We start from the raw sequence: 12,743 nt of genomic DNA on the forward strand, positions 1-12,743 counted from the left end.
GGACGTCCGTGGCTATGGCGTCTTCGACAGCCGGACCCCGTGCGGACACTTGTCGGTCAGACGGGCGGCGCTGGCAGAAACCATGAGGGGGAAGTCTCCGGCGCGTCAAGATGTGAACACCGGATTTCTTCGGCGTTCCTTGATTTCCCGTGGCGGCCGGGTTCCTTGGCACCGGGCGGGCCCTGCCGTGGGGGTGCCGGCGATCGAGTGCACGCCGCACTCTTGACGCGTCGAAACCCTCGAGTGCTATCGTTAGCACCACGTGGCTGTGACAGAGTGATTCGACGTGCCCCGGCATCTCGTGACCCGTTCCAGGGACGTCCTGCGGCGCCCGCACCGACCACAAGTCGACGAGCGCCGACCGACACCGACCCGAGCCCAGCGACCCCCTCCCTCCCCATCCACGGCGGCCGACGGCCACACGGACAAGCCGGCGGCCGCCCTTCCGGGTGGCGATTCAGACCCGCTCATCGGATGCGACCGGGCGTGACACCCGGCCGTCCGCCGCGGCCGCACGATTCTGCGAGGACGACCTGCCATGAACCCACCGAGCCGCCCAGGCACCGTGCTGCTCACCGACTACGCCTGGCCCGACGACTCCGTCGAGCGATCGGTCATCGAGGAGGCGGGCCACACCCTGGTGACCGGCCCCGCCGATCCCGCCTCCGCCGAGGCCATCGAGGAACTGGTGGCCGAGCACCGGCCCGCCGGGATCCTGACCTGCTGGGCCCCCGTCTCCGCCACCGCGATCGGCACCTCACCGGATCTGCGGGTCGTGGCCAGGCTCGGGGTCGGGCTCGACAACATCGCCGTGGACGCCGCCACCGAGCGTGGCGTGTGGGTCACCAACGTGCCCGACTACTGCGTCGAGGAGGTCTCCGACCACGCCGTCGGCATGGTGCTGGCCTGGACGCGGGGCCTGGCCGTGTCCGACCGGGAGGTCCGCGCGGGCCGTTGGGATCCCGCCGGCGCCCGCCTGCGCCGCCTGTCGACGCTGACCTGCGGGGTCGTCGGATACGGCCGCATCGGACGCGCCACCGTCCGCAAGCTCGGCGCGTTCGGCTGCCGGATCCTCGCCCACGACCCGTATCCGCCGAAGGATGCCCCCGGAGTGGAGATGGTGGGCCTGGAGGAGCTGCTGCGCCGCAGCGACGTGGTGATCCTCCACGTGCCGCTCACGCCCGGCACGCAGCACATCATCGGCGCCGAGCAGTTGGCGCTGATGCCACCGGGCGGCCTGCTGGTCAACGTCAGCCGGGGTGGCCTGGTGGACACCGACGCGGTGGTCAAGGCGCTCGACACCGGGCACCTGGACGGAGCCGCCTTCGACGTCCTGGAGACCGAACCGCACGTCCCCGCCGCACTGTTGGACCAGCCGGGCGCGCTCCTCACCCCGCACATCGCCTTCTCCTCCGACGCCTCGGTCACGGAACTGCGCCGCCGCGCGGCCGAGGAGGTCGTACGGATCCTGGCGGGCGAGGCGCCGGCCCACGCCCGCAACACTCCCCGTGGTCTGCCCACCGGGTCGGGGGACCGGCGATGAGCCGCCCCTCCGCGCAGGCGAGCCCGGAACCCGCGCTGACCGACTTCCTGACCGCCCACCAGCTCGCCGGACCCGGGGAAACGGCCCGCTGGACGCCGCTGGCCGGCGGCGTCTCGTCCGACCTGTGGCGAGTGGACCTGCCGGGACGCTCCCTCTGCGTCAAGCGTGCCCTGGCCAAGTTGAAGGTCGCCGCCGACTGGCAGGCACCGGTGTCGCGCAACGCCTACGAATGGGCGTGGATGCGGTTCGCGTCCCGGCACCGCCCGGACAGCGTGCCCGAACTGCTGGCCCACGACCCCGAAGCCGGCCTCTTCGCGATGGCGTTCCTGCCACCCGAGCACTACCCCGTGTGGAAGACGCGGTTGCTGGACGGCGAGGTGCGGGTGGCGACCGCGGCGGCCGTCGGAGAACTGCTCGGCACCCTGCACTCGGCGAGCGCCGGCGACGCCGCCCTCGCCGCGGAGTTCGCGACCGACGACAACTTCCACGCGCTGCGCATCGAGCCGTACCTGCTGGCCACCGCCGCCGCGCATCCCGGTCTGAGCGACATCCTCCGGGGCCTCGCCGACCGCACGGCAACGACGCACCTGGCCCTGGTGCACGGTGACGTCAGCCCCAAGAACATCCTCGTCGGACCGTCCGGACCCGTACTGCTGGACGCCGAGTGCGCCTGGTACGGAGACCCGGCCTTCGACCTCGCCTTCTGCGTCAACCATCTGCTCCTCAAGAGCCTGGTGGTGCCGGGAAGCCGCGCCGATCTCCTGCGGTCCGCCCGGGTGTTGGCCGAGGAGTACGTCCGGTGCGTCGACTGGGAGCCCCGGCCGGCCCTCGAGGCGCGGGCCGCATCGCTGCTGCCGGCGCTGCTGCTCGCGCGCGTGGACGGCAAGTCCCCGGTGGAGTACCTCACGGACGACCGGCACCGGTTGTTCGTACGCACGGTGGCAGCCGCCCTGCTCCGGGCACCCGCCCCCACCACGGCGGACGTCCTGGACGCCTGGGCGACTGCGCTGGTGGCATCGACCGAGCCCGGCAGCGGCCGGCCCGACTGACCCGACCGAGGAGAGACACATGCGCAGAGTCGTCACCGGCCATGACGAGAACGGCAGGTCGGTCGTCGTCAGCGACGGCCCCGTCCCGCGCAGCCGGGAGTTCACCAGTCTGCCGGGCTGGGTGTCCCGCCTGCCCTGGGCCACCGAACCCGGCGAGCAGATCGGTCGGACCGGAGAGGATCCCACGCCGAAGGTCACCAGTCTGCTTCCGGCGCCCGGCGGCACGCGGTTCATCGTGCTGACCTTCCCGCCGGAGACCGCGATGGCCGACCCGGCGTTCGACCCCGTCGCCTTCGACCGCGAGCAGCGCGCCGACTCGCCCGGTATCGCCGACCTGATCGAGCCCGACGGCATGCACACGACGCCGACCGTGGACTACGGCATCGTGCTGCAGGGCGAGATCGTCCTCGAACTCGACGACGGCCGTTGCACCCCCCTCTCGGCAGGGGACATCGTGATCCAGAACGGCACCCGCCACGCCTGGCGCAACCGCAGCGACCAACCCGTCACGATGGCCTTCGTCCTCGTCGGTGCGGAACGCGACAGCTGACTCCAGGGCAGCCGATCCCGGAGGAGGCGCCGCGCTACCCCTTTCCTGGTCAGCGATCCAGCGCACGTTCCGTGCGCGCCGGGGGCACGGTGAATCTCGGGCGCGCGCCGGAGGTGCTTCTGCCTGCCCTGCCGGGGGCTGAGGTCGGTCCTGGACGCTGAAGGGGCCCTCCCGGAACGGCTGACCACTTGGCTGTCCGTCAGGGAGGGGCCGAGGCCGTGGATGTACTGCATGAACGCTGTGCGGGGCGGGAGCGCACGCCCGTCGGTCGGGTCTTCGCCATCCCCGGCGTGGTCCCGGTCCTGGTCGTCGCTCTCCTGTACGTGATGGCGCACAACGTGCTCTACACCTACATTGCCTCGTTCCTCGTTCCTCGTTCCTCGTTCCTTGTTCCTCGTTCCTTGTTCCTCGCTCCCGTCGGCCTGGGCGGCAAGGTCGGAGCCGTGCTGCTCGTCTTCGGCGTTGCCTCTCTGGTCAGCATCTGGATCACGGGCGTTCTCATCGACCGCCACCTGCGGCTTCTCATGATCAGCAGTACCGCGCTCTTCGCGCCGGCGGTGCTCGCGCTCGGCCTGCCGGCCTCCCTTCCCGCCGCCGTCCTCCTCAGTGCGGCGCTGTGGGGACTCGCTTTCGGCGGAGCCGCGAGCCTGCTGCAGACCGCCTCCTCCGACGCGGCCGGTGACGCCGTGGACTCCGTCCAGCCGGTCATCGTGACGGTCTGGAACATCGGCATCGCCGGCGGCGGTGTCGTGGGCGGACTCCTCCTGAGCGGGCTCGGGACCTCCTCCCTGGCCTGGGGCCCCTTCGCGCTGCCGGCCGTCGCGCTCGTCATCACCATCGCCGGACGGCGCCACGCCTTCCCCGCCCACCGCGGGTGATCCGCGGCCACGCCGCGCACGCAGGGCACCACACACCCGAAGGAGATCCATCTGCGCGTTACTGGGAATTCGACAGGGCCGGCGGCCCCGAGGTACTGCGACTCGCTCAAGGTCCTCGTCAGGAACCGGGTCACGGCGAGGTCCGGCTGAATGTCGAGGCGCTCAGCTTCAACCGGTCCGACCTGATGTTCCTCGCGGACGGGTACGCCGAGAAGCCCATCCTCCCCTCCCGGTTCGGAAGCGAGGTGTCGGCCGCGCTCCCGCCTCCCGGTCCCCTCTACGGGTGCTCGTGAGGTGACTGTTCAGAGCCAGTCACGCCGCTTGAAGATGATGTACAAACTGGTACATACAGCCGCCATTAGCAGCATTGCGAAAGGGTATCCGAACACCCAGTGCAACTCCGGCATGTGGTCGAAGTTCATGCCGTAGATGGTCCCGACCAGTGTCGGAGCGAACAGGATCGCCGCCCACGACGAGATCTTCTTGATCTCCTCGTTCTGCTCGAACCCCGCCTCCGCCAACGCCCGCATCTCCGCGTTCTGTTGCTGTGTCACCAGCGTCGCGTTGACCGTGAGGATGTCGGTCAGGGCCTGGCGGAAGCTGTCGACGCGTTCGCTGGTGTGGGTGACGTGGTCCGCCACGTCCCGTAGGTAGCGCTGGAGTTCCTCGTCCGTGCCGTACTTGGCGAAGCCGGCCATCAGGGCGTGCAGCATGCCGACGAGGGGGCGGGTCGCGCGCTGGAACTCGACCATTTCGCGGGAGAGTTCGTAGATACGTCGGGAGACCTCGGGGTCGCCGCCGAAGACCTCCGTCTCGATCTCGTCGATGTCGATCTGGACGCCCGCGACCACCGGGACATAGCCGTCGACCACCGCGTCGAGGATCGCGTACAGCACCGCCTCCGGGCCCAGTTTCAGCAGCTCCGGGGTCTCCTCCATGCGGTGGCGCACGGCGGACAGGTCGGGGGCGGCGCCGTGGCGGACCGTGATCACGAAGTCCGGGCCCACGAAGACGTGCAGCTCGCCGAAGTCGACCTCCTCCGAGGCGTCGAGGTACCGGGCGGCTCGGAGGACGACGAAGAGCGTCTCGCCGTAGCGCTCCAGTTTCGGCCGCTGGTGTGCCTCCATCGCGTCCTCGACCGCGAGCGGGTGCAGGTCGAACTCCGCGGCCAGGGAGAGGAGTTCACGCTCGGTGGGGCGGGCCAGGCCGATCCACGCCATGCCCGAGGGCTGCTCGCGCAGTTCGCGGAAGGTCTCCGCGAGCGTGGCGGGGGCCGAGACGCGCACGCCGTCGCGGTACAGGGCCGCCTGGACGATGCTCGCCGGATCCGTCTCAGCCGCCGGCGGATCGGTGCGGGGTGCCGGCTGCTCGGCAGGCGGCACGGGCGGTGGGTTCAGGGCGCGGCGCCAGCCGGACTTCTTGAGGCTCTTCGGGTTCGGGCGGGCGCGTCGCTCGGACATCGCGGCTGCCTCTCTGGTCGACGAGTCGAGGCCACGTCTGCGTGATCACGCAGCAGGATATACGGGGCAAACGACATCGGAGAGTGGACCGGTGCGGGATCCGGTGAGAGTTGGGGACAGAAGGTGTCCGCAAGCACCGCTAGCGTCCTTGGTATGACGAAGACGACGACCGCTACGGCCCCCGTGCTCAACACCCGCGCCCTGAACCGCGCGACCATGGACCGACAGCTGCTCCTGCGCCGTGCGGACCCGTCGGCGATGTCCGCGAAGGCCGCCGTCGCGCACCTGCTCGGCCTCCAGGCCCAGAACGTCAAGCCGCCGTACTACGCGCTCGCCGCCCGCCTCGACGGCTTCACCCCCGAGGCGCTGTCGGGGCTCATGGCCGACCGCGAGGTCGTCCGCATCGTCAGCATGCGCTCGACCATCCACACCCACTCGGCCGACGACTGCCTCACCCTGCGGCCGTTCGTGCAGCCTGCCCGCGACCGCGAACTCATCAACTTCCGCAAGGGACTTGAAGGAGTCGACCTGGACCGGCTCGCCGTGCTCGCCCGTGAACTCGTCGAGGCAGAGCCGCGCACCATGAAGCAGTTGCGCGAGGCACTGCTCGTCGAATGGCCGGACGCCGACCCGCAGTCCCTCGGCATCGCCGCCCGCTGCAGGCTCCCGCTCGTCCAGGTCACCCCGCGCGGGCTGTGGGGGAAGAGCGGCCAGGTCGCGCTCACCACGGCCGAGCACTGGCTGGGGCGCCCCGCCGAACCCGCCCCTGAACCCGACGCCGTAGTACTGCGTTACCTCGCCGCCTTCGGCCCCGCCTCCGTCAAGGACATGCAGACCTGGGCCGGACTGACCCGGCTGCGCGAGGCCTTCGAGCGGTTGCGCCCGCGGCTCGTCACCTTCCACGACGAGAACGGCGTCGAGCTCTTCGACCTCCCGGATGCCTCACGCCCCGCCGAGGACACCCCGGCCCCGCCCCGTTTCCTCCCGGAGTTCGACAACCTGCTCCTCTCCCACGCCGACCGCACCCGTGTCGTACCGCCGGAGTACTGGGGCCGCACCTGGCAGGGCAACCAGGCCTACTGCACGCTCCTCGTCGACGGTTTCCTGGCCGGGGTGTGGAAGCTGGAGGAGGACGCGCTGGTCGTCGAGCCCTTCGGCACACTCACCAAGGCCCAGCGGGAAGAGGTCACGGTGGAGGGGGAGCGCATGCTGACCGTGATGCACCCTTCAGCGGCGTACGACATCCGGTTCGGGACCGTCGTACGACAGTGACGCCCAGCCCCAGCCCCGAGCCCTCAGCCCCGAAGCCTCCAGCCCCGAAGCCTCCAGCCCCGAGCCCTCAGCCCCAGCCTCAAAGACTCACTCCGCCCGCCCCGTCACCGCCACCGTCAGCCCCAGCCCGATCATCGTGAACCCGCCCGCGCCGCCGATGAACGACAGCCGGCGGTCGGAGCGGGCGAACCAGGTGCGGGCCCCCGCGGCGGTCAGCCCCCACAGGGTGTCCGTGACCAGGCCGATCGAGATCGGGATCAGGCCGAGCAGCAGCATCTGCAGCGGCACGTGACCGGCCGTGTGGTCCACGAACTGGGGGAGTACGGCGGCGAAGAACACCACGCCCTTGGGGTTCGTGACTCCCACCAGGACGCCGTCGAGCACCGTTCGCAGATCACCGCGGGCGGGCTCGTCCGCCCGGGCCCGGATCGCCGAGGCCTTCAGCTCCTTGCGGTGCCGGAACGCCTGCACACCCAGGAAGACCAGATAGGCCGCGCCCGCCAGCTTGACCGCCAGGTAGACCGCGACCGACCGCTCGACCAGCGAGCCGATCCCGACCGCGACCGCGACGACCAGCAGGTAGGAGCCGAAGACGTTGCCGATCGCCGTGGCCACCGCGGTGCGCCGGCCGTGCGCGAGGGCCCGCCCGATGACGAACAGCACGCTGGGCCCCGGGATCACGATCACCAGCAGCGACATCGCCGCAAAGGCGAGGAAACGGTCCGTGGACACCATGTGCATCACTCCCAAGTCCATCCGCCGCTCATTGAAACAGGCGTCCGCCGGTCCCCTCTAGAGTCGAGGTCATGGAACTGCGGCAGCTCACCTACTTCGTGACGCTCGCCGAGGAGCTGCACTTCGGGCGGGCGGCCGAGCGGCTGCACATCGTGCAGTCGGCGGTCAGCCAGCAGATACGGCGGCTGGAGCGGGAGCTGGGTGCCGAGCTGTTCGACCGTTCGTCCCGGCACGTACGGCTCACGGCGGCGGGGGAGCGGCTGCTGCCCGAGGCGCGGACGGTGCTGTCGGCGGCCGACCGGGCCCGCGCGTCGGTCGCTCCGCCGCCGGGGCTCCGGATCGGCACGAGCACCGGGCTCGGGGAACACCTGGACCGGGTGCTCGCCGCGTTCGCGCGGCGCGCGCCGGAGGTTCCCGTGGAGCTCTTCTCCCTGCCGGCTGCCGAGCGGCTGGCCAGGGTCGCGGGCGGGCGGCTCGACGCCGCGTTCGTACGGGCCGTGGAACCGGTGGCGGGCGTACGGGTGCTGCCGCTGTGGTCCGATCCGCTGGTGGCCGCCCTTCCGGCCGCGCATCCCCTCGCCGCCCTGCCCGAGGTCGGGATAGGAGACCTGGCCGGGCTGCCGCTGAGCCTCACCGAGCGGCGCAACAACCCCGCCCTCGTCGACCTGGTCGTCGGAGCCTGCCACGAGGCCGGGTTCGAACCGCTGCCCGGGCCGACGAGCGGCTCCCTGCAGGACACGCTCGCCACCATCGGCACCCGCCCGCTGTGGACGGTCGTCTACGCGTCCCACGCGCGCGTGCTGCACAGTCCCCGCGTCGCCTTCGTACCGTTCCGCACTCCGGGCCTCGCCCTGTCGACCGGCCTCGCCGTACGCGCCTCGGCCCAGTCGCCGCCGCACGTCGACACCTTGCTGCTGGCCTGTGGCGATCACGAGAACTGATCGCTGCGGTCGCGGGCTGCTTCTTGGTCGTGAACACCGGAAGCGATGAACTGGACTCACCGAACAGGAAAGCCGTTCAAGGGAGTTCAGCCATGCCGATCGTCACCATCCAGCAGGGCCCGCGCGACATCGAGCTCAAGCGCGACCTCGTCAAGCGCGTCACCGACGCCTTCGTCGACGCGTACCGGATCCCCGCCGAGACCGTGCAGGTCTGGATCCACGAGGTACCGACCGACAGCTGGGGCGCCGCCGGAAAGCTCACCGCCGACAAGTAGCCGCAGACACATGGATAGGGGGCGTTGCGGGCCGCTCGTGGAGGCCCGCAACGCCCCCTGGTTTTTCACCTGAGGTGTGCTCAGGAGAACCTCTGGGTTACGAGTTGACCTGCTCGGTCACCTCGTCCGAGAAGGTGGTCAGCCGGGTGTAGACACCCGGGTAACCGGCTGCCGCGCAGCCCTCGCCCCAAGAAGTGATCCCTGCCAGGACGCCCCCGATGAGCAGGGGACCGCCGCTGTCGCCCTGGCAGGTGTCAGTGCCGCCGGAGGTGTATCCGGCGCAAACCATGTCGCTCGCGATGTAGTCGGAGCCGTACGAGCTGCTGCAGCTGGAGTCGGAGACCGTCGGCACGGTCGCCGTGCGCAGCTGGTTGGAGGAGCTGCCGCCCGAGGAGGTGGTGCCCCAGCCGAGGATGCGGGCGGTGGTGCCGGCCGCGTACACGGAGGTGTCCGAGGAGTCGACGTACGACGCCGGGGTGTACGACATCGACGTCGCCAGCGTCAGGACGGCCACGTCGTCGCCGTTGGTCGCGTCCGTGTAGTCCGGGTTGACCCAGATGTCGGTGACCCGGCTGACCGTGCCGTTCGTGCCGTTGAGGTAGGTGCGGCCGCCGACGACTCTGACGCTGCTCGTGGTCTCGCCGACCATACAGTGGGCCGCGGTCACGACCTTGGTCGCCGACACCAGGGTGCCGCCGCAGAACTGGTTCTGCGAGGCGTCCGTGATCTGCATCATGAACGGGTACGTGGTCGTCGTGGTCGTGGAACCGCCGACGATGGGCTGGGGCGCGGCGACAGCGGTGGGGGCGCTGAGCAGTGCGGTCGCGGCGGCGGCAGCGGTTGCTGCGACGACTGCTGCGGTCTTCTTGGCGCGGTTGAGCCCGAACAACATGAGTCTCCTCAGTGGGGGTTGCCGGTGGGGGGACGCGCGGGTGTGGGGGGTTGTGCACGGGGGTCGCGGGACCGACCCCCGTATGCCCGGGCGAGCGGCACACCCCTAAGCTAGAACCCGGAAGTTCCCCTTCCCAATGAGGGAACCCCCTAAGGGAGTTGGGCAGGGAAAACCCTCGGTCGGCCCTGGCAAACCTGTTGCGGGGGTAAACCTGTCGCGGGCCGGTAGAGCCCGCGGGCTCCGACTACGTACGGTGCCCCGCCGCCAGTCTGACGATGTCCACCCGCGATCGGATCCCTAGCTTGCGGTAGACCCGGGTCAGGGTCGCCTCGACCGTCTTGACGCTGATGAACAGCCGCGCGGCTATCTCCCGGTTGGTGGCGCCCTCCATGACGAGCGCGGCCACCTGACGCTCCATCGAGGCGAGGCCCTCGAGCGCGTCGAGCGTCGCGGCGGGGGTGACCACCGGTTCCGCCGGGCGCGCCACGGCCGCCGCCTCCACCTGCCGCAGCCAGGGCAGCGCCCGGCAGCGCCGGAACAGCCGCGCCGCCTCGTCGTACGACGTCGGACCGGGCCGGCGGGTACGCAGCTGGGCCGTCGCGAACGCGGCCCGCGCCTCCTCCAGGCCGTAGCCCAGCTTGGCGAGCCGGTCCTGCACCGACGTCAACTGCGCGAGCGCGGCGTCGTGTTCGCCGCGCGCCGCCCGCACCATCGCCTCGGCCCGGTCCAGTACGGCGAGCACACTCTCGCGGCCCAGGCGCAGTGCGTGTTCGCGGGTCACGTCGATGACGTCCTGCGCCTCGCCGGTCTCGCCGACCAGGACGAGGGCCTCGGCCAGATCGCCCTGCCAACGGCCGCGCGCCGGGTCGTGGATGCCGAGACCGTGCTCCAGCTCCCGCACCCGGCGCAGCGAACGGACCGTCCCCTGCGCGTCCCCGGACACCAGCTGCGCGTACCCGAGGGCGGCCAGCGCGCGGGAGGTGTACATCTGGTCGCCGTTCTGCTCGGCGTGGTCCACGGCCTCCCGGGCCAGCTCCAGCGCCCGCTCCACGTTGCCGCCGGAGGCCTCCGAGAGGGAGGTGAGCACGGCCGAGGCCACCTCGCCGATCCCGGTGTCCCGGGCCAGCATCAGGCTCTCCCGGGCCAGGTCGAGCGCCCGGCCGCAGTGCCCGGAACGCAGCTCGGTCTCGGAGACCCCGCGCAGGAAGTGGACCTCGCTCTCGACCGACCCGCGCCGCCGCACCTCGCGCAGCAGGGCGGTGACCGTCGCCCGCGCCTCGGGCAGTTGGTCGCTCATGATCAGCCAGCGGAAGCGCGAGTAGCCGGCGCCGTTGTGATGGCAGGACACCCTCGGGTCCTGGGGCTCCTTCAGTGCGCGCTTGATGGTCGCGGGGGCGTCCGCGTGGCCCATCAGGGTCTCGATCTGGGCCTGGAAGGACAGCGACATGAGCTCGTTGTACCGGTCGCCGCCCCGGGCTGCGAGCTCCGCCGAGTACGCGGCCTCCCCGCGCGCCTCGTCGAAGTCGCCGTCCACGAGCAGGGCCCGCCAGGCCAGTTGGTAGTGGATCAGCGCGAGCAGCTTCGGGTCGTCGCCCGCGTCGGCCAGGGCCTGCGGGAAGACGGCGTCGACCTCCGTCATGGCGTGGCCGGCCGTGTCGATCACGATGATCCAGGCGCGCACCCGGTCCGCGGGCACGGTCGCCCGGGTGAGCACGTCGCGGGCGACGTCCCGGGCGAGGTCCAGCTCGCCGGCGGTGATCGCGTCCTCGGCGGCCTGCAACCGCCGTAGGTCCGGACACGGCACGCTCTCCGCCGGGGTGTGGCGGGCCGAGAGCAGTCCGAGGGAGGCGGCCATCGACGGCGCGCCCCGGTCCCGGGCGAGGGTCGCCGCCTCGGCGAGCCGCGCCGCCACCTCCGGGTCCGTGCCGACGGTCGCCAGGGCCAGGTGCCGGGCCCGCTCGATCGGATCGGAGGCGGCCGTGGACAGCGCGCGGTGCGCGGCCCGCCGTTCCTGTGCGGGCGCCTCCGCGTACAGCGCGGCCGAGATCAGCGGGTGCGCGAACCGTACGGCGGGACCCTCGGCCTCCGTCGCCAGCAGCCCGAGCGCGGCGGCCTGGGCCATCTCCGCCTCGGCGTTCTCGCGGCCGGCCGTGTGCAGCAGGGCCGGCGTGGGACGGGCGCCCGCGCTCGCCACGAGGAGGGTGTGGCGGGCCTCCTCCGACAGCATCCCGAGGCGGTTCAGGACCAGGGCCCGCAGCGAGGTGGGCACGGGCAGCGGCTCGCCCGGCCGGGGCGGGGTCGGGTTCTCGGCGAGCGCGCGGCCCAGTTCGAGCGCGAAGAGCGGGTTGCCGCCGCTGGTGCGGTGGATGTCCCGGACGGTGGAGCGCTGCAGGCCGGTGTAGCCGCGATGGTCGAGCAGCGCGGAGACCTGGGCGCGGGAGAGCGGGTTGAGGCGGACCGCGAGGCTGTCCGGCGGCAACGCGCGTAGATGGCGGTCGTACTCAGGACCGTCGGTCCGGACCGCGCACAGCATCCGCACGGGGGTCTCGCCGAGCCGGCGGGCGGCGAAGCCGAGGAGCTCGGCGCTCGCCGGGTCCAGCCACTGCACGTCGTCCGCGACGACCAGGACGGGGCCCTCGGCGGCCAGGGCGCGCAGCGTCGACAGGACGGCCAGGCGCAGGGCGAGCCCGTCGCGCTGGAGGGTGGACTCGCCGCGGCCCGTGAGTGCCGACTCCAGGGCGGTGCGCTGGGCGGCGGGCAGCTTGTCGGACACCTCGTCCAGGACCAGACCGAGGAGGTCGGCCAGGGCGAGGAAGGGGAGATGGGATTCGGACTCCGTGGCCGAGCAGCGCAGCACGGTCCGCGCCGCTTCGCCGCATTCCGTGGCCAGCGCGCGCAGGACGGTCGACTTTCCTATTCCGGCGGTGCCGTGGAGCAGCACGCTGCCACCACGATTGAGCTGGTCACGCGCCTGGCCGAACAGCTCCTCCCGGCCGATGACCAGGTCGGGGCGGCATCTGGCAGGCTCCTTGAAGTCCCGTGGCACGGTCACCGCTCCCCTCCGTGTGTCGTGTCCTGGCCAATATTAGGCAAGGGTCTTTGAAATTCGGAGGGAAGCGGTCGTGAGGGAAATAACAACATTGCGGCA

Annotated in this window: 11 protein-coding genes; 7 read left to right on the top strand and 4 right to left on the bottom strand. The window is 71.5% G+C overall.

Annotated features, from left to right (window positions below):
* Positions 1–538: 538 nt before the first annotated feature.
* The 4 genes from IG08_RS0139375 (at position 539) to IG08_RS0139390 (ending at position 4,020) form a co-directional block, all read left to right on the top strand.
* Positions 539–1,543 carry a C-terminal binding protein gene (locus IG08_RS0139375; RefSeq protein ID WP_030614567.1) on the top strand — a complete coding sequence of 335 codons (1,005 nt, stop codon included), beginning with the start codon at positions 539–541 and terminating at the stop codon, positions 1,541–1,543.
* Entirely contained in the window at positions 1,540–2,592 is a 1,053-nt protein-coding gene (locus IG08_RS0139380; RefSeq protein ID WP_030614569.1) for a phosphotransferase family protein, read from the top strand. The genes IG08_RS0139375 and IG08_RS0139380 overlap by 4 nt, the downstream gene beginning before the upstream one ends.
* Before the next feature lie 19 nt (positions 2,593–2,611).
* Entirely contained in the window at positions 2,612–3,142 is a 531-nt protein-coding gene (locus tag IG08_RS0139385) for a cupin domain-containing protein (protein WP_030614571.1), read from the top strand.
* Between the two features lie 218 nt (positions 3,143–3,360).
* On the top strand, positions 3,361–4,020 hold the full coding sequence (locus IG08_RS0139390) for an MFS transporter (RefSeq protein WP_199820984.1): 660 nt from the start codon (positions 3,361–3,363) through the stop codon (positions 4,018–4,020).
* A gap of 302 nt (positions 4,021–4,322) precedes the next feature.
* Here IG08_RS0139390 and IG08_RS0139400 read toward each other — a convergent pair whose 3' ends face one another.
* Positions 4,323–5,480, bottom strand: coding sequence for a magnesium and cobalt transport protein CorA (locus tag IG08_RS0139400; protein ID WP_030614575.1), 1,158 nt, complete (start codon positions 5,478–5,480; stop codon positions 4,323–4,325).
* A 153-nt stretch (positions 5,481–5,633) separates the two neighbouring features.
* Between IG08_RS0139400 and IG08_RS0139405 the strand changes: the two genes are divergently transcribed.
* Positions 5,634–6,752, top strand: a complete 1,119-nt coding sequence (locus IG08_RS0139405) for a winged helix DNA-binding domain-containing protein (protein WP_030614576.1) — start codon at positions 5,634–5,636, stop codon at positions 6,750–6,752.
* An 87-nt stretch (positions 6,753–6,839) separates the two neighbouring features.
* On the opposite strand, the gene IG08_RS0139410 is transcribed toward IG08_RS0139405, so the two are convergent.
* Positions 6,840–7,487 carry a LysE family translocator gene (locus IG08_RS0139410; RefSeq protein ID WP_030614577.1) on the bottom strand — a complete coding sequence of 216 codons (648 nt, stop codon included), beginning with the start codon at positions 7,485–7,487 and terminating at the stop codon, positions 6,840–6,842.
* Between the two features lie 71 nt (positions 7,488–7,558).
* Here IG08_RS0139410 and IG08_RS0139415 point away from each other — a divergent pair, with 71 nt between their 5' ends.
* Both IG08_RS0139415 and dmpI read left to right on the top strand, forming a co-directional pair.
* Positions 7,559–8,428, top strand: coding sequence for a LysR family transcriptional regulator (locus IG08_RS0139415; protein ID WP_030614578.1), 870 nt, complete (start codon positions 7,559–7,561; stop codon positions 8,426–8,428).
* 92 nt (positions 8,429–8,520) lie between these two features.
* Positions 8,521–8,703, top strand: a complete 183-nt coding sequence (gene dmpI / locus IG08_RS0139420) for a 4-oxalocrotonate tautomerase DmpI (RefSeq protein WP_030614580.1) — start codon at positions 8,521–8,523, stop codon at positions 8,701–8,703.
* Between the two features lie 97 nt (positions 8,704–8,800).
* On the opposite strand, the gene IG08_RS0139425 is transcribed toward dmpI, so the two are convergent.
* Both IG08_RS0139425 and IG08_RS0139430 read right to left on the bottom strand, forming a co-directional pair.
* Positions 8,801–9,592: a S1 family peptidase gene (locus IG08_RS0139425; protein WP_030614582.1), complete on the bottom strand. Its 792-nt coding sequence runs from the start codon at positions 9,590–9,592 to the stop codon at positions 8,801–8,803.
* A 247-nt stretch (positions 9,593–9,839) separates the two neighbouring features.
* Positions 9,840–12,647 carry a helix-turn-helix transcriptional regulator gene (locus IG08_RS0139430; RefSeq protein WP_030614587.1) on the bottom strand — a complete coding sequence of 936 codons (2,808 nt, stop codon included), beginning with the start codon at positions 12,645–12,647 and terminating at the stop codon, positions 9,840–9,842.
* Positions 12,648–12,743 lie beyond the last annotated feature (96 nt).

Origin of the sequence: Streptomyces fulvoviolaceus (assembly GCF_000718165.1) — a bacterium.
Classification (GTDB): Bacteria; Actinomycetota; Actinomycetes; order Streptomycetales; family Streptomycetaceae; genus Streptomyces; species Streptomyces fulvoviolaceus.

Bases quoted from the DNA above. Each gene is read 5' to 3' on its own strand.
- IG08_RS0139375 (WP_030614567.1), top strand. From the start codon at position 539: ATGAACCCACCGAGCCGCCCAGGCACCGTGCTGCTCACCGACTACGCC.
- IG08_RS0139415 (WP_030614578.1), top strand. From the start codon at position 7,559: ATGGAACTGCGGCAGCTCACCTACTTCGTGACGCTCGCCGAGGAGCTG.
- dmpI (WP_030614580.1), top strand. From the start codon at position 8,521: ATGCCGATCGTCACCATCCAGCAGGGCCCGCGCGACATCGAGCTCAAG.
- IG08_RS0139380 (WP_030614569.1), top strand. From the start codon at position 1,540: ATGAGCCGCCCCTCCGCGCAGGCGAGCCCGGAACCCGCGCTGACCGAC.
- IG08_RS0139405 (WP_030614576.1), top strand. From the start codon at position 5,634: ATGACGAAGACGACGACCGCTACGGCCCCCGTGCTCAACACCCGCGCC.
- IG08_RS0139400 (WP_030614575.1), bottom strand. From the start codon at position 5,480: ATGTCCGAGCGACGCGCCCGCCCGAACCCGAAGAGCCTCAAGAAGTCC.
- IG08_RS0139410 (WP_030614577.1), bottom strand. From the start codon at position 7,487: ATGGTGTCCACGGACCGTTTCCTCGCCTTTGCGGCGATGTCGCTGCTG.
- IG08_RS0139385 (WP_030614571.1), top strand. From the start codon at position 2,612: ATGCGCAGAGTCGTCACCGGCCATGACGAGAACGGCAGGTCGGTCGTC.